This is a genomic window from Mesorhizobium kamtschaticum, from assembly GCF_056174585.1.
The window spans coordinates 307,366-326,487 of record NZ_CM149691.1 but is presented as its reverse complement, the minus strand read 5'-3'; the positions used below and the strand labels follow the sequence as shown (position 1 = coordinate 326,487).

General features: G+C 63.7%; 20 protein-coding genes and 1 pseudogene. 11 read left to right on the top strand and 10 right to left on the bottom strand.

The window, feature by feature from the left end; genetic code table 11:
* Positions 1–47: 47 nt before the first annotated feature.
* The gene (locus AC0V7N_RS01540) at positions 48–2,435 is read left to right on the top strand and encodes a polysaccharide biosynthesis tyrosine autokinase (protein ID WP_475454076.1); all 2,388 of its coding nucleotides are present in this window, start codon (positions 48–50) and stop codon (positions 2,433–2,435) included.
* A 90-nt stretch (positions 2,436–2,525) separates the two neighbouring features.
* Here AC0V7N_RS01540 and AC0V7N_RS01535 read toward each other — a convergent pair whose 3' ends face one another.
* Positions 2,526–3,422: a LysR family transcriptional regulator gene (locus AC0V7N_RS01535; protein WP_475454074.1), complete on the bottom strand. Its 897-nt coding sequence runs from the start codon at positions 3,420–3,422 to the stop codon at positions 2,526–2,528.
* 270 nt (positions 3,423–3,692) lie between these two features.
* Between AC0V7N_RS01535 and AC0V7N_RS01530 the strand changes: the two genes are divergently transcribed.
* The 5 genes and pseudogenes from AC0V7N_RS01530 to AC0V7N_RS01510 all read left to right on the top strand — a co-directional run bounded on the left by AC0V7N_RS01530 (position 3,693) and on the right by AC0V7N_RS01510 (position 7,135).
* Complete coding sequence (locus AC0V7N_RS01530; protein WP_475454072.1) at positions 3,693–4,427, top strand: SDR family NAD(P)-dependent oxidoreductase; 735 nt, start codon at positions 3,693–3,695, stop codon at positions 4,425–4,427.
* A 67-nt stretch (positions 4,428–4,494) separates the two neighbouring features.
* The gene (locus AC0V7N_RS01525; protein WP_475454070.1) at positions 4,495–5,247 is read left to right on the top strand and encodes an SDR family NAD(P)-dependent oxidoreductase; all 753 of its coding nucleotides are present in this window, start codon (positions 4,495–4,497) and stop codon (positions 5,245–5,247) included.
* Between the two features lie 92 nt (positions 5,248–5,339).
* Positions 5,340–5,942, top strand: a pseudogene (locus tag AC0V7N_RS01520) (NADPH-dependent F420 reductase).
* Positions 5,943–6,004: 62 nt separating this feature from the next.
* A complete protein-coding gene (locus AC0V7N_RS01515) occupies positions 6,005–6,418 on the top strand; it encodes a nuclear transport factor 2 family protein (protein WP_475454068.1) in 414 nt (137 codons plus the stop codon).
* Between the two features lie 84 nt (positions 6,419–6,502).
* A complete protein-coding gene (locus tag AC0V7N_RS01510) occupies positions 6,503–7,135 on the top strand; it encodes a class I SAM-dependent methyltransferase (RefSeq protein WP_475454066.1) in 633 nt (210 codons plus the stop codon).
* 199 nt (positions 7,136–7,334) lie between these two features.
* Here the strand turns inward: AC0V7N_RS01510 and AC0V7N_RS01505 are convergent, their stop codons facing one another.
* Positions 7,335–8,417, bottom strand: a complete 1,083-nt coding sequence (locus tag AC0V7N_RS01505; protein WP_475454064.1) for an acyltransferase family protein — start codon at positions 8,415–8,417, stop codon at positions 7,335–7,337.
* A 135-nt stretch (positions 8,418–8,552) separates the two neighbouring features.
* Entirely contained in the window at positions 8,553–10,460 is a 1,908-nt protein-coding gene (locus AC0V7N_RS01500; RefSeq protein WP_475454062.1) for a propionyl-CoA synthetase, read from the bottom strand.
* Positions 10,461–10,648: 188 nt separating this feature from the next.
* Here AC0V7N_RS01500 and AC0V7N_RS01495 point away from each other — a divergent pair, with 188 nt between their 5' ends.
* The 5 genes from AC0V7N_RS01495 to AC0V7N_RS01475 all read left to right on the top strand — a co-directional run bounded on the left by AC0V7N_RS01495 (position 10,649) and on the right by AC0V7N_RS01475 (position 13,627).
* The gene (locus AC0V7N_RS01495; RefSeq protein ID WP_475454060.1) at positions 10,649–11,086 is read left to right on the top strand and encodes a hypothetical protein; all 438 of its coding nucleotides are present in this window, start codon (positions 10,649–10,651) and stop codon (positions 11,084–11,086) included.
* On the top strand, positions 11,052–11,462 hold the full coding sequence (locus AC0V7N_RS01490; protein WP_475454058.1) for a DUF2259 domain-containing protein: 411 nt from the start codon (positions 11,052–11,054) through the stop codon (positions 11,460–11,462). The genes AC0V7N_RS01495 and AC0V7N_RS01490 overlap by 35 nt, the downstream gene beginning before the upstream one ends.
* A 446-nt stretch (positions 11,463–11,908) precedes the next feature.
* Positions 11,909–12,193 (top strand): PqqD family protein, encoded by a 285-nt coding sequence (locus AC0V7N_RS01485; RefSeq protein ID WP_475454056.1) that lies wholly within the window; start codon positions 11,909–11,911, stop codon positions 12,191–12,193.
* A gap of 19 nt (positions 12,194–12,212) precedes the next feature.
* Entirely contained in the window at positions 12,213–12,647 is a 435-nt protein-coding gene (locus AC0V7N_RS01480; RefSeq protein WP_475454054.1) for a lasso peptide biosynthesis B2 protein, read from the top strand.
* Complete coding sequence (locus AC0V7N_RS01475) at positions 12,644–13,627, top strand: phosphoenolpyruvate carboxykinase (ATP) (protein WP_475454052.1); 984 nt, start codon at positions 12,644–12,646, stop codon at positions 13,625–13,627. The genes AC0V7N_RS01480 and AC0V7N_RS01475 overlap by 4 nt, the downstream gene beginning before the upstream one ends.
* 8 nt (positions 13,628–13,635) lie before the next feature.
* Here the strand turns inward: AC0V7N_RS01475 and AC0V7N_RS01470 are convergent, their stop codons facing one another.
* The 7 genes from AC0V7N_RS01470 to dhaL form a co-directional block, all read right to left on the bottom strand.
* Positions 13,636–14,658, bottom strand: coding sequence for a nucleotidyltransferase family protein (locus AC0V7N_RS01470; protein WP_475454050.1), 1,023 nt, complete (start codon positions 14,656–14,658; stop codon positions 13,636–13,638).
* Positions 14,659–14,722: 64 nt separating this feature from the next.
* Complete coding sequence (gene dhaK / locus AC0V7N_RS01465; RefSeq protein ID WP_475454048.1) at positions 14,723–15,709, bottom strand: dihydroxyacetone kinase subunit DhaK; 987 nt, start codon at positions 15,707–15,709, stop codon at positions 14,723–14,725.
* 32 nt (positions 15,710–15,741) lie between these two features.
* Positions 15,742–16,167: a hypothetical protein gene (locus AC0V7N_RS01460; protein ID WP_027040444.1), complete on the bottom strand. Its 426-nt coding sequence runs from the start codon at positions 16,165–16,167 to the stop codon at positions 15,742–15,744.
* A 6-nt stretch (positions 16,168–16,173) separates the two neighbouring features.
* Complete coding sequence (gene ptsP / locus AC0V7N_RS01455) at positions 16,174–17,748, bottom strand: phosphoenolpyruvate--protein phosphotransferase (RefSeq protein WP_475454046.1); 1,575 nt, start codon at positions 17,746–17,748, stop codon at positions 16,174–16,176.
* A gap of 41 nt (positions 17,749–17,789) precedes the next feature.
* The gene (locus AC0V7N_RS01450; protein ID WP_183455737.1) at positions 17,790–18,092 is read right to left on the bottom strand and encodes an HPr family phosphocarrier protein; all 303 of its coding nucleotides are present in this window, start codon (positions 18,090–18,092) and stop codon (positions 17,790–17,792) included.
* Between the two features lie 18 nt (positions 18,093–18,110).
* A complete protein-coding gene (gene dhaM, locus AC0V7N_RS01445; RefSeq protein ID WP_127380390.1) occupies positions 18,111–18,500 on the bottom strand; it encodes a dihydroxyacetone kinase phosphoryl donor subunit DhaM in 390 nt (129 codons plus the stop codon).
* Positions 18,497–19,099, bottom strand: a complete 603-nt coding sequence (dhaL, locus tag AC0V7N_RS01440) for a dihydroxyacetone kinase subunit DhaL (protein WP_475454044.1) — start codon at positions 19,097–19,099, stop codon at positions 18,497–18,499. The genes dhaM and dhaL overlap by 4 nt, the downstream gene beginning before the upstream one ends.
* Between the last annotated feature and the right edge of the window lie 23 nt (positions 19,100–19,122).

Below are 19,122 nucleotides of genomic sequence, written 5' to 3'. Positions count from 1 at the left end.
GATGCTCCCGATCTTCAAGGCGCCTGTAAGCTAGAATTGGACCGACGATGAATTATGCCAACTTTCCTCTCGACAAGAGGATGCCATTGCCGAATTCGGACGCAGGAAACGGCGAAGACTTCATCGATATCGAGCGGCTGCTTGGAATGGCTGCGCGGCAGGCCAAGGTGGTTGCCGTGTGCGCCGCCATCGGTCTTTTCCTGGGCATGCTCTATCTGCAGACAACGCCGCCCAAATATGTGTCGATCTCGAGCGTGCTGATCGACGAGGGCCTGAACAAGATCGTCGACGACATTTCGGCGGCGTCGACAACCATGCAGACCGATTCCGCCATTCTGAGCCAGATCGAGATCCTGACCTCGACGCGGCTCGCCGCGGTGGTCGTCGACAAGCTCAAGCTCGACCAGAGCGATGCGTTCATGAACCCGCCGCAGTCCGCCCTTGCCCAAGGCGTCGGCCTGATCCGCGGCCTGATCCAGTATGTTCACCCCAGCGCGTCCATGCCGGGCATGGGTGACATCAGCAAGCTTGACCCGGCTACCCGTGATGCGCTGATTGCCACGTCGCGCCGCGACTATGCGATCCTCAAGCTGCAGAACGAGATCCGCGCGGATCGTGTCGGACGAAGCTACGTCATCGCGCTTGGCTATCAGGCGACGGATCCGGGACTGGCGAAAGCGATCACCAAGGCCTATGCCGACGCCTATCTTGCCGATCAGCTCGATGCCAGCTTCGACGCCACCGAGCGCGCGGCGGTCTGGCTGCAAGGCCGGCTGACGGAACTGCGCGAGAGCTCGCAGCAGGCGTCGCTGGCGGTCGAGAAATTCAGGGCCGAACACGGCCTCTCCGCCAACAGCGACGGCCAGCTGATGAGCGACAAGCAGCTTGCCGACCTCAACGCCCAGCTTATCGTGGCACAGGCCGACACGGCGCGCGCCAGCGCCCGCTACCAGCAATACAAGTCGATCGTCGAAGGCGGCTCCGACAACGCTTTCAAGGACGCCGCCATATCGGCCGACCAGCCGAGCAGTTCGGTCATTTCGGCGCTCAAGACCCGCTACCTCACCGTCGCCAAGCGGCAGCAGGATGTCGAGGCGAATTTCGGCCCCCAGCATCCGCAGGCCGTGGCGCTTGCCAAGGAAAAGGCCGACATATCGGCGCAGATCTTCGGCGAACTGAAGCAGCTCACCGAAAGCTATCGCAACGAGTATGAGGTGGCGCTGGCGCGTGAGACCGCGCTCAGGGCCAATGTCGCCGCCGCACAGGGCAAGAGCTCCATCGACAACCAGTCGCAGGTCCAGTTGCGCGACCTCGACCAGAAGGCGACGGCGCTCACCACGCTCTACCAGACGTTCCTCGGCCGCTACGAGGAAGCCGCGCAGCAGCAATCTTTCCCGGTCGGCAAGATTCGCATCATCTCGGACGCCTCGACGCCGATGTCCGCCTCGAGCCCGCGCTCCATCATCGTGCTCGGCCTTTCGCTCGTGCTCGGTGTGCTGATGGGCGCCGGCTTCGGCGGCCTCAACGAATTCAACGAGCGGTTCTTCCGGACCGGCGAGGAGGTACGTGACCGCGTCGGCCTCAAATTCCTCGGCTATTTGCCGACCATCGGCAGCAAACCCGCCAAGGATGACAAGCAGGCCGAGGCTCAGCCGGATGCCAAGACCGCCAGGTCGCCGGCCGCCCTTGAAAAGCGCGCACGAATGCGGGTGAGCATCGACGCTCCGGCATCGATGTTCTCCGAGACGCTGCGCAGCGCCAAGATCGCCTTCGATGTCGTGATGGAAGGACAAGGCAGCCGCGTCGTCGGCGTCATCTCTGTGCTTCCCGGCGAAGGCAAGTCGACGGTCGCGGCCAATCTCGCCGGGCTGCTTGCGGCCAACGGCGCCAAGACGCTGCTCATCGACGGCGACTTGCGCAATCCGGGCCTCAGCCGCAGCCTCGGCATGGAGGCCGACCAAGGCTTGATGGAGGCCGTGGTCAACGGCCAGACCTGGCAATCCGTCGGCAAGATCGACCGGCAGACCAAGCTCGCCATCATCCCCGCCGTGCTGCGCGGCAACTTCTCGCACACCAGTGAACTGCTTTCCTCGGCAGGAATGCGGCGTTTCATCGAGAACGCCAAAGAGACGTTCGAATACATCGTCGTCGATCTGCCGCCACTCGGGCCGGTGGTCGACGCCAAAGCCTTCGCGCCGCTGGTCGACGGCTTCGTGCTGGTCACCGAATGGGGTCGCACACCGCGCGCCATGGTGCGGTCGATGCTGGAATCCGAACCCTATGTCGCCAACAAGATCGTCGGCGCGGTGCTGAACAAGGTCGACCTGAAGAAGCTCGCCAAATACGGATCGTTCGGCGCGTCGGAGAAATTCTTCGACAAATATTCGAGCTACTATCTCGACAAGTCGGAAGTGCGCACCAAGGCGGCGGTCTAGGCAGCGGCTACCTGGATTTCCGCCTTGACGGCATTGGCGATGAAGCACTTTTCATACGCCAAGGCTGGAATCCCGGCGACCCGCCGCGCGTCAGTCGCGCGATACGGACAGTCCGGCGAGAAGCGGCGCGTACGCTGCGAGCCTGCTGGATACGAACTCGGTGAAGAGCCGCACGCGCTTCGTCTTGCGTGTCTCGCCCTGTGTGAGAAGCCAGACCGTTCCGTACATGTGCAGGTCGGTGCCCGGCACCCTCACCAGCAGGGGGTCGGCGTCGCCGATGAAGCACGGCAGTGTCGTCATTCCGAGCCCTTGCCGTACGGCAACGATCTGCGCCTCGCCGTCCGTGGTCCTGAATGGAGCCCCCGTGGTGCGAACCTCACCCTCGCTGGCCCATTCCGGAATTCCATGACTGCTTATGACGATCCACCGGTTGGGATCAGGCGCGCCCGCACGCCATGCGATTAGTCGATCCCGGGACATGTAGACGCCGCCGAACAGCTCCGGTCCCTTCAGGCCGTGAAGATTGAGCGGCAGGGTTTTGCGGTCGTAGACGACACGGATGGCGACGTCGGCCTCTCGGTTGGTCAGATTTGCCAGCTCGCCGGACGACAAGATTTCCATCTCGATGTCCGGATGCAGACGCGCGAAATCGGCGAAGTCCGGCATGAGCAGGTGTGTCGCGAGGGTCGGAGCCAACGTCACCCGCAGAAGCCCGCGCACACTCTGGTCTCGACCGAAGACGCGCGTCTCCAGCTGGTGCGACGCCGCTTCCATCCGCTCCGCGAGCTCGAGGACCTCCTCCCCCGCAGCCGTCAGGCGGTAGCCCGAAGGCAGCTTTTCGAACATCTGCGCCCCGAGGCGGTCCTCGAGTTGGGCGATGCGTCGCAGCACGGTCGCGTGGTTCACACCGAGGCGCTTGGCGGCGGCCCGCACCGAGCCTCCGCGTGCGACGGCAAGAAAGTAGCGAACGTCATCCCAGTCGATCATGGTGCAATCTCGCACCGCGCGGTGCGCCTTCCAAGTCCTAACTTATCGTACAACAGTACAGGGCGGCCATCGTAACAGGTTCTGGACAAGCGAGCCTAATTCCGAACGGGGGAACCTTATCGTCGCGGCTGCCGTTAATAGCCGTGCCGGATCGATTTCGCACCACCGATGTGCGCGCTTCCTCACTCAACGCCTGACCTCGGCAGACCCATCTTCAGGTCTCGGGACTTTTCCGAATGACCAAGGCGGAAGCCTGGAAGGATGCACGTCATGACCAGATTGAACGGAAAGACCGCCGTCATCACCGGCGGCGCTACCGGCATCGGCCGCGCCGCAGCAAAGCGATTCATCGAGGAGGGCGCCTTCGTCTTCATTTTCGGCCGCCGCCAGGAAGCGCTCGACGCCGCTGTGGCGGACCTCGGGCCCAATGCCCGCGCGGTGAAAGGCTCGGTCTCGGATGAGGCCGACCTCGACCGGCTCTACGCGGCGGTGAAGGCCCAGCGCGGTAGCCTCGACATCGTCTTCGCCAATGCCGGGGCGGGAGGCCCGCTTCCGCTCGGCCAGATCACCGCCGAGCATATTGACGAAACCTTCGACACCAATGTGAAGGGCACGATCTTCACGGTCCAGAAGGCGTTGCCGCTGATGGGCCCGGGCGCTTCGATCATCCTGACCGGATCGAGCGCCGGCACGACGGGCGCTCCGGGGTTCACTGCCTACAGCGCGAGCAAGGCGGCCGTGCGCAATCTCGCGCGGACCTGGGCGGAGGACCTGAAGGGCACCGGCATCCGGGTCAACGTGTTGTCGCCCGGGGCGACGGCGACTGAACTCGCGAAGGAGGCGCTGGGCGAGGAGGGCCAGAAGGCCTACGGCGCGATGACTCCGCTCCAGCGCATGGCCGATCCCGCGGAGATCGCGGCGGTGGCTGCCTTTCTCGCATCGTCGGACAGCAGCTTCATGACCGCCAGCGAAGTCGCCGTCGACGGCGGCCTAGCTCAACTCTGACCCCGATGCGGGCCACGCTTCTCAAACTTTACGAAAAACCAAAACACACGACCAAAGGCGAAAGATTATGAAAAAACTCGAAGGTAAGGTTGCAGTCATCACAGGCGGAAGCAGCGGGATTGGCTTGGCGACGGCCAAGCGCTTTGTAGAAGAAGGTGCACACGTCGTAATCACTGGGCGACGAGAGAAAGAGTTGAAGGAGGCTGCAGCCTTCATCAAGAGTAATATTACGGCGGTCGTGGGCGACGTGTCACGCTTGGAAGATCTGGACCGGCTCTACGCCACCGTGAAAGAGAAACATGGTCACATCGACATTCTCTTCGCGAACGCGGGCGCAGGGACAGTCGCGCCGCTCGCGGCAGCTACTGAGGCCCATTTTGACCAGACCTTCGATGTGAACGTGAAGGGGTTGTTCTTTACGGTGCAGAAGGCCCTTCCCCTCTTCAAAGACGGTGGATCGATCATTCTGAACTCTTCGGTCTCGAATGTGATGGGGCTGCCAGCGTTCAGCACCTACGCAGCAAGTAAGGCAGCTGTTCGCAGCTTCTCGCGGTCTTGGACACTGGAACTGAAGGACCGCAATATTCGCGTCAATACGATGAGCCCTGGCGCGATCGAGACTCCCGCCTTGGCGACAACGACCGGCCTTAACGCTGAGCAAGCCGAGCAGGCAGTCGCCCAGTTTGCTGCACAGATCCCAATGGGTCGCAGGGGCAAGCCAGAGGAAATCGCGGCTGCCCTCACGTTCCTCGCCTCGGACGAAAGCTCCTACATCACCGGTATAGATCTCGCGGTCGATGGTGGTTGGGCGCAGGTCTGAGCCCGGCGCGGTCCCGTGGCTGGCCCCTCGGCCCCGCCAGTAGTGATCCCGCTTCTCAAACTTTAGTTCCAACACAAGATAGGAGAAACATTGTGAGCTACGCAATTATCGGCTTCGGCAATATCGGCAAGGCCCTGGCCAAGGCGTTTGCCCGCAAGGGCATCGACGTGTCCGTTGCAACCACGCGCGACCCGGAAAGCTTTGCAGCCGATGCGGCCGCGATCGGGCCCACGATCATTCCCAAAAAATTGGCGGACGCCCTCAAGGCGGACATCATCTTTCTGGCTGTCCGTTTCGAGTCGCACCCGGATGTCGCGAAGGCGCTGCCCGCCTGGCAGGGGAAGACCATCGTCGATGTGACCAATGCCTACGGGGTGCCCCCTGAAAAACTGGGGGGACAGCCTTCTTCCAAGTTCGTTGCACAGGCATTTTCTGGTGCAAGGCTGGTCAAGGGCTTCAACCATGTGGTCGCTGCCGTCCTTGATCAGGATCCGGCCCTACATGGTGGCAGAAGAGTCGTATTTCTGGCGAGCGACGATCACGCTGCCGCAGCGGAGATTGGTGCGCTCGCGGAAAAGCTCGGTTTCTCGCCGATTTAACTTGGCGGGCTGTCGGAAGGTGGGATGCTGGTCCAGGCGCGCGGAAATAGCTGGGGTCATCTGATCTTTAAGGACCTGGTCAAGTTCGACGGATGAACACGACGTGCCCACCGGCAGGATCGAGCGCGATGCGATCCGTGCTAAATGGAGAAATTCCCATGAATATTGAGAAGAACATCCAGACCGTGAAGGACTTCTTCGCCGCGATCGGCCGCGGTGACAGGGAGGGCCTGCTGGCGCTGGTCGCCGAAGACATCGAGTGGATCATCCCCGGCAAAGACTGGCCGCTGGCCGGAACGCGCCACGGACACGCCGGGCTGGCGGATTTGCTTGAGACGGCATCCAGGTCGATAGAAACGTCCACGGAACCCCGGGAATTCGTAGCGCAGGGGGACCGGGTGTTGGTCGTCGGCTTTGCCAGGGGGAAGATCAAAGCCACGAACAAGACGTTCGAGGACGACTGGATCTTCGCCATCACCGTCCGGGACGGCAGACTGACCAACATCCGGGAATACGTCGACACACAAGCGCTGGCCCGGGCCTCGCAGATGGATGCGTCCGGGCCTGCGTAGCCCTGGCCCTCTGCAGCCATCGCCGAAAATCGCCCCATTGTACGCCGCACGTTCGTCTAATGCCCAACCGTAAAGGAGATACCGATGTACGACCAATCCAAGCTATCCGAGTTGATCCGTTTCGCACGTGTAGATGCGGGCTCCACAATCATTGACGTCTACCCAGGCGACGGCGATTGGACGCGCCTGTTCTCCGACATCGTAGGCCCCGGAGGTCGGATCTACAGCTTCGTGCCGGCCGAAGTCGCCGACTTCAAGAACGATCCGGTTGGCCGCATGCGGACGCTCGCGAAGGAGCCCGGCCGAGAGAATGTCGAAGCCGTCTCGGCGGACCTCGTCGCGATGCCGGAGGTCACGCAGCCAGCGGATGTCCTGTGGCTGCACCTGTTCTACCACGACCTCCACACCGCGCTGATTCAGAAGAAGGGTGCGACGGCGGCCGACTTCAATCGAGCTGTCTACAAGCGGCTGAAGCCCGGTGGGTCCTACGTCATCGTCGACCACGCCGCCGCCGCTGGGTCGGGCACGAGCGACACCCAGGCGCTGCATCGGATCGACCCTGCCTCTGTTCGCGAGGAGGTGGAGGCGGCCGGCTTCGTATTGGACGCTGAAAGCACCATACTCGCGAAGAAGGACGATGCGCACTCGATCAAGGTCTTCGATCCCTCGATCAAAGGCGAGACCGATCGCTTCGCCTATCGGTTCGTGAAGCCCTGACACGCCCAGCGCCGAATTCATGTCGACCTCCGACGATGGCAGCGTCATTGGAGTTTCCGTGAAAAACTGGAAGTCGGCTACCAGACAGCAGCCGTGGCGGCGCCATCTCCTGATCAGGTTTTGCAAAGCCTGGACGCCGCCGCCCCGAATCTGATGCCGGCATGAACGAACACGAATTTCCTCAACCGGACGATGGCGTCTAAGCGGCTTTGAGCCGGTAGCGGAAAACAGTGTGGTCGAGCAGCAGCCGGATACGCGGTTCGGCCTCGGTGGCCACCAGCCAGCTTGCCGCGATCATGGTCGCGCCGACTGTTACCATCGACAGGAGATAAGGCACTCCGGCACGGACCATCGGCCCGAGCATCGCCGCGCCGACGACATCGTGGATCAGGTAGAGCGGATAGGTCATCAGGCCGATCCGCCGCCAGCCGCTCCAGCTGAGGTCGAGCCGCAGCGACCATGCCATCAAGGCGATGGCGACGAGGAAGATCAGAATGGGCGGTGCATAGGGCATCACCGCATTGACCTTGATGCTGTGGACGTCGACGGAACTGGCGATCTGCAGCACGCCACCGCCGAGGAACACCAGGCAGAAGCCAAGGCGAGGGACCGTTAGCGCCCTGAACCGCATCAGCCAGAGCAGCACGCCAACGGCGAAGAAGCAGCCATGATGCACCAGGGTGAGCTGCAGCCAGCGCGTCTCGGCAAAGTCGGCCCAGCCGAGCGGATAGTACAGGCACCAGAACAGCGTGCTGACCAGGCCGATGGCGATGGCGACCGTCTCCATCAGATCGAAGCGGCCAAGCCGCAGCAGGACCCAGACGACGGCGTAGAAGGCAATCTCGATGCCGAGTGTCCGGTAGACGCTGTCCACCCACGGACCATAGGGCGCGAACAGGCCGGTGCGCACGAGCCTGACCACCGCATCGGTCGGCCAGCTCAGGCCGATGAGCAGCAACAGCACGGCGGTGATCGGCGCGCAGATCCAGACCGCCGGCGCCAGCCGCTTGACCCTGGCCTCGAAAAACCGCAACGGGGTTGACTTTTCGGCGCTGAAGGCGATGACGAAGCCACTGATGACGAAAAAGATTTCAACGCCGACCCAGCCTGACCCGACCCAGGCGCCTATATCAGGTTGCGCCGGCACGCCGCCCGTGGCCTGCGCCGAAATGCCGTCGGGATAAGCCCACACCCAGAAGCCATAGTGGTAGACCATGACCAGAACGGCGGCTAGAAACCGCAGGATGTCGACGCCGCCAAACGTAATTTTCTGCTGAGCCATACCGCACCGCCGGATGGCCCCCCGCCAGACACTGTAAGGTGGCTTGCTGCATTGCACAATAAAAGTATTGCTTACCGATCAGGATAAGCTCTTCGGCAGGGAAGGCTGCGCGGGATCACTCCCGCGTCAGCGACCTCAAATCCCGATCCCGCGCGCCTTCATCGCAGCGGTGATTTCATCGAGGATGGCCGGGTCGTCGATGGTCGCCGGCATCGTCCACGCTTCCTTGTCGGCGATCTTCTGCATGGTGCCGCGCAGGATCTTTCCCGACCGCGTCTTGGGCAGGCGCTTGATCGTCACCACGGTCTTGAAGGCGGCAACCGGGCCGATGCGCTCGCGAACCAGCGCCACGACCTCCTTCTCGATGGCGCCGCCGTCACGCGCGACACCGGCGTTCAGCACGACGAAACCGAGCGGAATTTGGCCCTTCATCGCGTCGGCGATGCCGACGACGGCGCATTCGGCGACATCGGGATGGGCGGCCAGAACCTCTTCCATGGCGCCGGTCGACAGCCGGTGGCCGGCGACATTGATGATGTCGTCGGTGCGGGCCATCACGTAGAGATAGCCGTCCTCGTCGATCATGCCGGCATCGGCAGTCTTGTAGAAGCCGGGGAACTCATCGAGATAGGCTTGGCGGAAGCGGGCGTCGGCGTTCCACAGCGTCGGCAGGCAGCCGGCCGGCAGCGGCAATTTCACCACGACATTGCCCAGTGTCCCACGCGGCACCTCGTGGCCGGCATCGTCGAGCACGCGGATGTCGTAGCCCGGCATCGGCACGCCGGGCGAGCCGTACTTCACCGGCAGCAGGCCGAGCCCGGCGGGATTGATGGTCATCGGCGAGCCGGTCTCGGTCTGCCACCAATGGTCGACCACCGGCACGTTGAGCTTCTGCTCCGCCCATTTGATGGTTTCCGGGTCGGCGCGCTCGCCGGCGAGGAACAGCGTGCGGAATTTCGACAGATCGTATCTGGGAACGAATTCCCCCTTGGGGTCCTGCCCCTTGATCGCCCGGAACGCAGTCGGCGCGGTGAACAGCGCGACCACGCCATGGTCCGAAATGACCCGCCAGTAGGTGCCGGCATCGGGCGTGCCGATCGGCTTGCCTTCGAACAGGATGCTGGTGCAGCCATGCAGCAGCGGGCCGTAGACGATGTAGGAATGGCCGACCACCCAGCCGACATCGGACGCCGCCCAGAACACTTCGCCCGGCTTGACGCCGAACTCGTTCTCCATCGTCCATTTCAGCGCGACCATGTGGCCGCCATTGTCGCGCACGATGCCCTTGGGCTGGCCGGTCGTGCCTGACGTGTAGATGATGTAGAGCGGATCGGTGGCAAGCACCGGCACGCAGTCGACATTGGCGCCGGCCGCCCGCTCGCGGGCGACGGCATCGGCATAGTCGATGTCGAAATGGTCCTTCAGCTCGCAGCGCAGTTGATCGCGCTGCAGGATCAGGCAGGCGTCCGGCTTGTGGCGGGACATCTCGATCGCTCTGTCGAGCAGCGGCTTGTAGGCAACGATCCGGCCAGGCTCCAGGCCGCAGGAGGCCGAGATGATCAGCTTCGGCTTGGCGTCGTCGATGCGGGTGGCCAATTCATGCGAGGCAAAACCGCCGAAGACGACGGAATGCACCGCGCCGATGCGGGCGCAGGCGAGCATGGCGATGGCCGCCTCCGCCACCATCGGCATGTAGATGATGACGCGGTCGCCCTTGCCGATGCCGCGGTTCTTCAGCACCGAGGTCAGCGCCACCACTTCGCGTTTCAGTTCGGCATAGGTGAATTTTTTGACCGTTCCGGTGATGGCGCTGTCGTAAATCAGCGCGATCTGGTCGGCGCGTCCGCCGGCGACATGGCGGTCGATGGCGTTGTAGCAGGTGTTGCAGGTCGCGCCGGTGAACCAGCGACCGTAGACGCCGGCGCTGGAATCGAACACCTTGTCCCAGGGCGAATACCAGTCGATGGCGCCGGCCGCATCCGCCCAGAATTGTTCCGGGTCGCGTTTCCAGCCGTCATAGACCTCGTGATAGCGTGAAGCCATCCGTAACCTCCCCAGGAACCATTTGCCGTCTTTGTAAACAGCCTATGCTGTTTTTTCCGGCGCTGTCTTCCCTGATTTTCGTCTGAACCGGTCCCGGCTTGACCCCCGATGCGCCGTGTCGTGAAGTGAAGTCCTCTCGGGGGAGGATCTGAACAATGCGCCAGCCAGTGTCGATCATGGCAAAACCGGTGTTTGCGCTGACGATCGGCACGATGCTCGCGATCTCCACCGCAACCGCTCTGGCCGGAGACGCCGCGGCCAGGCGCATCATCGGCTTCTCGCCGGACGGCGCCTACTTCGCTTTCGAGCAATATGGTGAGCTCGATGCCGGCGCCTCGGCTTCCGGCTATTCTGAGATCGATATCATCGACACGCGCACCGATGAATTCGTCGGCGGCAAGCCGATCCGGATCGTCGACGAATCCGAGGAGTCGACGCTGACCCTCGAACAGGCGAGGGCAAGCGGCCGCGAAGGCAAAACCGATCCTCGCCAAATATGCCATCGCAGCGCGCGGCAAGCAGACGGCTTCCGACAAGTTCACCTTTCCGGGCGAGGTGGTTGCCTACGTCGACATTTCCCGCCTCGAACAGGTGTCGCAGAAATGGCTTTCGCCGCTCTACGATGAGATCGAGGTTTCGACGATCCAGCTCGACGAGATACTCGCCAGCAGCACGACCGATTGTTCAGCGAGTTTCGAAGAGACACAGCAGGGCGATCAGGCACCACAAGGTGACAAGGCCCTTCAGGGAGACAAGACTGGCAAGGCGCTCGGCTTCCGGCTGACGCTGCAGGGACAGGACGGCAAGCCGTTCAAGACCCTGCATGAAGACAAGGCCGTGCCGGGCTCGAGAAACTGCCCAACCTCCTACAGCCTGTCGGAATCCTATGAATACACACCTTCCGGCAAACCGGCGGTGATTGTCGTGCTGGTGCAGCGTTTCAGCCAGGGCTTTGAAGGGCGCGACCGTCGCTTCCTTGCCGTGACCGGGCAGCCCCGCTGAGACCGGCCGATAGCCGTCTAACGAACGGTATTCATTGGACAAAATTCGATTGCACTAGATCGGCAGGGCCACAAGCATGAGGCCTACGCCGCCGAAGATCAAAATGGCTGCCGCCAGGGCTTTTCGATGACGTTCGAAAGTCGTCGGAGCCCGCTCCCAGTTGTAACGCATACGCTATCTCCCCAAACCCCGTGGAGTCCTTACCTTACTTAGGGGAAGAAAAGCAACGGTCCGTCCGGCCAACGCACTCACCCATGGCGTCATGGTGACGACTATTTCTGGGATGATTTCGGCTGGAAACAGGTGGCCGCTCATTTTGAGATCCGCAGGAATCTATCGTAGATGCAAGGCAGCACGGGCCATCTCCCCCGGCCGGCCGATAGACAGCGCCCCACCACCGCGCTATCTCATTTCGGGGTTTCTTGCATACTTGTTAGGGGGACGGGATGGAAATTGCCTCGGGAACGGTTTTACGGCTGGCGGACGACGCCTCGGTCCAGCATGTCGGCGATGGTGCCGTCGTGCTTCTGGCGCGCAGCGGCCAGCTTTATACCTGCAACGGCACGACCGAAGCCTTTCTCGACAAGGTCGATGGTGCGCGCAGTCTCGATCAGATCGTCGGCCTGCTTTGCGCGGAGTTCGAGGTCGACAAGGATACGCTCGACGAGGACATGGCGGCATTGGCCGCCGATCTGGTCTCGGAAGGTATCCTCGCGGCCCCAGGTGCTTGATGGCTGAGGGTCGCGCCTGATGGCTGACGGTCCGCTCCTGCGTGCCCTGTTTCGCGGCCATCTCTGGGCAAGCGCGCGGCTGATGCCGGCCTTGATTGCTGGGCGTAGCTTCGAAGACGTGCTGAAATGGGCTCCGCTCGCCTCCTCGACGCCCTATCGCGGTCTGCCGGCCGCCTACATCGTCGCCCGCGTCAACCGCATCGTGCGCCATCCCTGGCTGATGCGCGACCGCAGATGCCTAAGGGAAGGGCTGCTCGGCCATCGTTTCCTGCGCCTCGCCGGCTTCGATCCGGAGCTGCGTTTCGGCGTCGATCCGAAGTCGCTGCAGACGCCACGCGTCTCGGCGCATTGCTGGGTCTGCCTCGACGGCAGGCCGGTGGTCAGTGACAGCCTTCCCGGCATGGTCGAGATCTATCGCCACCACGCCGATGCCTCAAAGGTGCGCCCCGCTTGACCAGGCCTTCAGCATGTTATGGCCTCAACGGCCAGGTCCTCGGCATATCGGCTGAGCGCTCCGAGCTATGGCAGGCCTTCGACAGGATGCTGGGCATCCTGCGCATCGAAGGCGTCGAGCCGGATTTTCGCCTCGATATCAACCAGGCGGATGTCCTGGACGAGGCACCCGGCGGAGCGCTCGTCTTCGACGGCGAGATACCCGAGGACGGCTACTGCCGGATGCTCGCCGACGGCGGCACCCTCCATCTTGTCTTTCCCGGGCGCCAGACCGTTGCGATCAATGACGAGGAAGGTTGGGCTGAACTCAGGGTTCGCGCCGGAGCGAAAGCGGCCTGGACGCCATCGATGCTGGTGCTGGACGCGGCACTCGACGCCAGCGGCCAGCATATGCTGCACACGGCCGGGCTGACGCTGCCTGGCCACGGTGCTCTCGTGCTGATCCACGCGCCGAGCGGCACCGGCAAGACCACGACATCGCTGGCGCTGGCAACGCAAGGTTTTGGTCTCTGCTCCGACGATGCCATGATCCTGGATCTGGCTGCGGACAAGCCCCTGGCCTGGGGGCTGCCGCGCCACGTCAAGATCCACCAGAAGACCGCTCAGATGATCCCGCAAGTGTCGCCATGCCTTGGCACGTCGTGGGATCGCAACGGCGAACAAGCCGTCTCGCTCGAGCGGTTGAGCGAGATCGTCCGCATCGAAAGCCCGACTGCCCGGCCGGTGGCGGCCCTGCTGCACCTCGCGCGCTCCGCCGACAGCGAAACCCGGCTCGTGCCCATGGCCCGGACCGACGCAATGGTGGCGCTGGCGATAGACAATGTCCGCACCGGCTTGACCGGCCTGCTGCCGTCGCAGAAGCGCCGGCTGGCGACGATCGGCAGACTGGTCGCCTCGGTGCCGACCTTCACGCTGGAGGTGGGCGCACGCCCTGCCGACGCGGCAGCGCTGATCGTCGCCACGTTGACATCAGCGGATTAACGGCCACTTCAAGCGACGTGCGGCCTGGCCTTGGCCAGCCGCTGAATCCAGCGGAAGGCGTCGCGGCGCAGCCGCGAGCCGATCTTCTCCCTGGAATTCACCCTGAGCAGCGTGTTCGTCGTGATCAGTCGCTTGGCCAGCCGTATCGAGAGGTCGGGCTTGATCCGTCCGGCGAGTTCAAGCGCTCGGCGCTCACCGAACAACTGGCCGGTCACATTGAGCACAATCGCCAGTTCGAGCTCGATGCCGGTCATGCGGGCGGCGTCGAGCAGGCGGGCTTCCGCATCAGGTGATTGAAGCGCCCGCACGCCTTGCAGCACGTCGACGCAAAGCTGCAGCCGGTGGAATTTGTGGCCACCGGCAGCGTGTACGATGGCGATCGTCAAAAGCGCTGCCGGCGTGTCCGTCGCCTCGCCGTCGATAATGCCCAGTTCGCGGAACCCCAGTGACAGGCGCCGGCGCATGCCGGTGTCATGCACCAGGTCGCCATGCAGCTCGACCAGCAGGCTCGAATTCTCCTTTTCCAGCCATTTGAATTCCTGCAGTTGGTAGGATTCGGCCTCATCGCTGCCAAGCTCGAAGCCGCATGCCGCGATCACCTGGTTTGCCCGCGCAAGGTTGGCGGGCTCGACGAGGATGTCGATGTCGGTGAACGGCCTGTCGGATACGTTGCGGTAGAGCTTGCGCGCGAAGACCGGTCCCTTGACGATCCGCGCCGGAATGCTTGCTGCCGCCATCCCCTTCATGATGCGGTCGCCGTGATATTGCAGCAGCATCGATTGGCCGGTGGCAATCGTCGCCTTGTCGCGCAAATCGTCGAGCTTTTCCCGCAAGCCGGCGTCCGGCGGCAGACGCGCGTCGCCGCTCTCCCTGAGTTTGCGCAGCATGATCGGCAGGACGCCGTGGAATTCGGCATTGTCGAGCAGCGCCGACAGAGCCTTTGCCGACACATCGTCCTCGACCGCCGCGGCCACCGGATCGGCAAAGCGCAGCAGCAGTCTCTCTTCGGCGGAGGTGAGGGATGGCAGCATCAACCGGACAAATGTTGCGTGAATTGTCCGGAATGGTTGCAGAAAAGCTTGGACGAAGCCAGCGTCACATGCCCCAGCGCAATGCCGCCGTGTGGACAGGCGCATCCCACCAGCCGGTCATCTCGTCATCGAGCATGGTCAGCGTGATCGAGCAGCCGGCCATGTCGAGCGAGGTGACATAGCTGCCGACCAGCGAGCGGACTATCGTCACGCCGCGCTTCTCGAAAATTTTTCGCGCACTGTTGTACATCAGATAGAGCTCCATCAGCGGCGTGCCGCCGAAGCCGTTGACGAACAGCAGCGCCGGGCCTCTCGCCCTGTCGCCGAGATCGCCTGATATCGCCGCGCAGATTTCCTCGGCGATCGCGTCAGCGCTTTTCAACGTGTCGCGGCGGCGGCCGGGCTCGCCATGGATGCCGACACCGAATTCCATTTCGCCGTCGCCGATGTCGAAGGTCGGTTTGCCGGCGGCAGGCACCGTGCCGCTGGTCAGCGCCACACCCATCGAGCGGGTGGCGGCATTAACGCGGTCGCCCAACACCTTCAACGGCATCAGCGCCAGGCCATGCTCGGCCGCCGCGCCGACGATCTTTTCCACCACCAGCGTGCCGGCGACGCCGCGCCGGCCGGTCGTGTAGGACGAGTTCTCGACGGCGACGTCGTCATTGGTCACCACCTGCAGGATACCTTCCGACATTTCCGCCGCCATGTCGAAGTTCATCACGTCGCCCTCGTAATTCTTGACGATAAACAGGCAGCCGGCGCCGCTATCGACGGCCTGCGCCGCCGCCAGCATCTGGTCCGGCGTCGGCGAGGTGAACACCTGGCCGGGGCAGGCAGCGTCCAGCATGCCATGGCCGACAAAGCCGCCATGCAGCGGCTCATGGCCCGAGCCGCCGCCGGAGATCAGCGCCACCTTGCCCGGCCGCAAAGTCCTGCGGCGGATGAATTTGTGCTCGTCGCCAAGCGTCAAAATGTCGGCATGGGCGGCGACGAAACCGTCGAGGCTCTCGGTCAGCACCGTGTCCACCGCGTTCATAAATTTCTTCATGGCGTCCTCCCAAACAGCCCGGCAAGAAATGGTCAGCCGCCACCCTTGCCGGCGATGCTGGTGATCTTCTGGATGAATTCGTTGATCGCCCGGTCGAGCGCCGCGTTCTGCTTGTCGTCGCCGAAATCGGGCACGACAAGCGACACGTGCCGCGTCTTGCGCATGCCTGCCGCGATCGACATTTTTCCCGGATGCGCCTGGTGGTAGGCGGCGAGGAACTGATCCCGCTCGGCCGGGCTGAAATGGCAGACGGAAAAGATCGAAGGCAGATGTTTCGAGGGGATAGGGATCGTATAGGCCGGGCTCGAGATCTGCGTGACGAAACTGCGGTGCTTGCCAAGCGCGTCGGCAAGGCGCTGCCGCATGCCGGACGGGCGCTGGTCGATGACGTGTGACAGGATCGTCTTGTAGGCGCGGATCGCCTCTTCGGAACCGGGTTCGGGTTTGATGTCGACCATGCCAGCCTAGACCGAAACATCTGAAATGGCCGCCTTGGCCATGGCGAGTTGAGCCGGCGCGACGGAAAGATCGCGCAAGCCCGCCTCGAGCAGCGCCGGGATCGAGGCCGGATCGCCGCCGGCATCGCCGCACAGGCTGACAGGTATCCCGTTCTCCCGTCCGAAGGCCGTGACCGAGCCGATCAGCCTCAGCACCGCGGGATGGCGGACCGAATTGAGGTGGGCGACCGCGGCATTGTCGCGCGCGGCCGCCATCACATATTGCGTCAAGTCGTTGGAGCCGATTGAGAAGAAGGCGACGCCGGCGAACGCCTCCGGCGCAATCGCCACCGACGGCACCTCGACCATGATGCCGAGCGGCGGCATCTTGTGCGCGACACCGCGCGCAGCAAGGGCGGCCTGCTCTTCGGTGAACAAGGCAGCCGCGCGTTGATACTCTTCGGCCATGGCGATCATCGGAAACATGACCTTGAGATTGCCGTGTGGCGCGGCGCGCAGCAATGCCCGGATCTGTACGCGAAAAATGTCGAGCCGCGCCAGCGACAGCCTGATGCCGCGAACGCCGAGGAACGGATTGCCTTCCTCGACGGTGAAGCCCGGCACCGGCTTGTCGCCGCCGGCGTCGACGGTGCGGATCGTCACCGGTTTTTCGCCGGCCCATTCCAGCACCTTGCGATAGGCGCGATACTGCGTCTCCTCATCCGGCAGCGTCTTGCCGAACAGGAATTCGGTGCGCATCAGGCCGACACCGTCGCAGGTCGCGATGTCGATGCTGTCGACGTCGGATGGGTCGGCAATGTTGACCTGCACGCGCACCGCCGTGCCGGCCTTGGTCACCGCCGGTCGCGCCAGAAAGGTTCGTGCCGTGCCCTGGCGGGCCGCGAAGGAAGAGGACGACTGTCGGAACGAGCCGATCTCCGCCGGCGAGGGCGCTAGAACGATACTGCCATGCTCGGCGTCGAGCAGTGCGACACCTGCGAGATCGGCAGGCGGTTCGCGCAGCCCCACGACCATCGGCACGCCGCGCGAGCGCGCCAGCATGGCGACATGGCTGGCCGTGCTGCCCGCCTTCAGCGCGATGCCGCCGCCGCTGCTCCAGTCGGTTTCGAGAAAGCGCGTCGGTGCGATGTCTTCGCCGCAGAGGATGGCACCGGCAGGCGCCGTACTGCCACCGTCCTCGGTCAGGGCACGCAGCACCTGGTCCCTGATATCGCGCAAATCCGTGGCGCGGGCACGAAAATAGTCCTGGTCCGAGGCCTCGTAGCCGGCGATCTCGGCATCGAGTGCCTCGCACCAGGCCACGTCGGCGGCCTTTCCGGAAGCGATCGACGCGAAGGCCGGGCCGCTCAGCGCGTCGTCCTCCAGCATGGCGATGTGGAATTCAAGTATGCCTGCGGCGTCGCTATCGGCGGTTTCGACCATTGCCGAAAGCCGGCTCACGGCCTTGCCGATCGCGGCTTCCAGCGATGTCTTCTCTTCGGCTGCGGTGGCTTTGCCTGCATAGACGGCCGACGGCCGGTCGAGGTTGAACAGCGGCCCCTCGGCATAGCCGGCCGAGGCCGGAACACCCTCAATCCGCATGGCCCGCATTCCTTGCGGGCCGGCGAAGAAGCGCGGCAGCGTCAAGCCGACCGGACATGACCGGCGTCCTCGTCGAAATCGCGCTGCACCAGGTCGATCAGCGCGCGGACAGCGTCATCGGCGCCGTTGCCGCTGGCCCTGATGTGCAGCACCGTGCCCTTCGGCGCCTTGGCCGCCATCACCTTGACGATGCTCTTGGCGTCGAACCACGGCCCGTTGGCGGCAAGCGCGATTTCCACGTCGGCGGCAAACGTCTTGGCCAGCTTGGTGAACTTCACCGAAGGACGCGCATGCAGGCCCACATCGTGGGTGATCAGGACGGTCGCTTCGGCGGCTGCGGACATCTCAAGAATCCCGTTCACTCACGACGGCGACAATTCGTGCGCCGTCGCCACCACTTCCCTGAGCGAGGCACCGCCGGACGCCTCGGTCGCGGCCATCACCGCGCCCTCGACGATCGGCGCGTTGCAGACGATGATCTTCTGCGAGCGCGGCTCGCCGATCATCTCCACCGCCATTTCGCTGTTCGTCTCGGCGCCGCCGAGATCGACAAGGATGGCCACACCGGCTTCCGACCAGGCCTTGTCGATGGCACCCATGATCGCCTCGACATTGGTGCCGAGCCCGCCATGGCCGTTTCCGCCGCACCATGCAAGCGGCACTTCGTCGCCCACCATCTGGCGTACCATGTCGGCTGTGCCCTCCGCGACCAGCGGCGAATGCGACACGATCACGATCCCGACATTGCTCATGCGTCGTCCCCGATCGCTTGCCCCACGGTGCGCACCAGCAGTGCGGTCGAGTGCGCACCGGCATCCATATGGCCGATCGAGCGGTCGCCAAGGAAGGAGGCACGGCCGCGCAGCGCCTTCATAGGCACGGTCGCTTCTGCCGCAGCGTCGGCAATGTCGGCGATTTCCGCCGCCGTCTTGCCCCCGGCCAGCGCGTCGTGCACCGGCTGCAGCACATCGAGCATCGTCTTTTGGCCGACTTGCGACTTGCCGCGCGCGGCCACTGCCTCGATCGCCTTGCCGAAGGCCGCCGTCAAATTGGCACGATCGGGGACCGCCGAAATCTCCTTGCCGAGCGCCATGAACAATGTACCGAACAGCGGGCCGGAAGCACCACCGACGGTCATCACCAGCTTGGTGCCGATCGCCTTCAGGGCGTCGGGCAGCGGCTTTGCGGCGAACGCATCGGCCTCGGCCCGCACGGCCTCGAAGCCGCGCTTCATGTTCAGCCCATGGTCGCCGTCGCCGATCGCCTGGTCGAGTGCCGTCAATTCCTCGGCGTGAGCGGCAATCGTATCGGCGGCGGCCGCGATCAGCCTGGCAAGGTTCAACGCCGCCATGTCGCCCAAAGTCCCGGTTTCCA

Bases quoted from the DNA above. Each gene is read 5' to 3' on its own strand.
- AC0V7N_RS01510 (WP_475454066.1), top strand. From the start codon at position 6,503: ATGTACGACCAATCCAAGCTATCCGAGTTGATCCGTTTCGCACGTGTA.
- AC0V7N_RS01525 (WP_475454070.1), top strand. From the start codon at position 4,495: ATGAAAAAACTCGAAGGTAAGGTTGCAGTCATCACAGGCGGAAGCAGC.
- AC0V7N_RS01500 (WP_475454062.1), bottom strand. From the start codon at position 10,460: ATGGCTTCACGCTATCACGAGGTCTATGACGGCTGGAAACGCGACCCG.
- AC0V7N_RS01515 (WP_475454068.1), top strand. From the start codon at position 6,005: ATGAATATTGAGAAGAACATCCAGACCGTGAAGGACTTCTTCGCCGCG.
- AC0V7N_RS01480 (WP_475454054.1), top strand. From the start codon at position 12,213: ATGGCTGACGGTCCGCTCCTGCGTGCCCTGTTTCGCGGCCATCTCTGG.
- dhaK (WP_475454048.1), bottom strand. From the start codon at position 15,709: ATGAAGAAATTTATGAACGCGGTGGACACGGTGCTGACCGAGAGCCTC.
- AC0V7N_RS01450 (WP_183455737.1), bottom strand. From the start codon at position 18,092: ATGTCCGCAGCCGCCGAAGCGACCGTCCTGATCACCCACGATGTGGGC.
- dhaL (WP_475454044.1), bottom strand. From the start codon at position 19,099: ATGGCGGCGTTGAACCTTGCCAGGCTGATCGCGGCCGCCGCCGATACG.
- dhaM (WP_127380390.1), bottom strand. From the start codon at position 18,500: ATGAGCAATGTCGGGATCGTGATCGTGTCGCATTCGCCGCTGGTCGCG.
- AC0V7N_RS01460 (WP_027040444.1), bottom strand. From the start codon at position 16,167: ATGGTCGACATCAAACCCGAACCCGGTTCCGAAGAGGCGATCCGCGCC.
- AC0V7N_RS01485 (WP_475454056.1), top strand. From the start codon at position 11,909: ATGGAAATTGCCTCGGGAACGGTTTTACGGCTGGCGGACGACGCCTCG.
- AC0V7N_RS01540 (WP_475454076.1), top strand. From the start codon at position 48: ATGAATTATGCCAACTTTCCTCTCGACAAGAGGATGCCATTGCCGAAT.
- AC0V7N_RS01530 (WP_475454072.1), top strand. From the start codon at position 3,693: ATGACCAGATTGAACGGAAAGACCGCCGTCATCACCGGCGGCGCTACC.
- ptsP (WP_475454046.1), bottom strand. From the start codon at position 17,748: ATGCGGATTGAGGGTGTTCCGGCCTCGGCCGGCTATGCCGAGGGGCCG.
- AC0V7N_RS01505 (WP_475454064.1), bottom strand. From the start codon at position 8,417: ATGGCTCAGCAGAAAATTACGTTTGGCGGCGTCGACATCCTGCGGTTT.
- AC0V7N_RS01535 (WP_475454074.1), bottom strand. From the start codon at position 3,422: ATGATCGACTGGGATGACGTTCGCTACTTTCTTGCCGTCGCACGCGGA.
- AC0V7N_RS01470 (WP_475454050.1), bottom strand. From the start codon at position 14,658: ATGCTGCCATCCCTCACCTCCGCCGAAGAGAGACTGCTGCTGCGCTTT.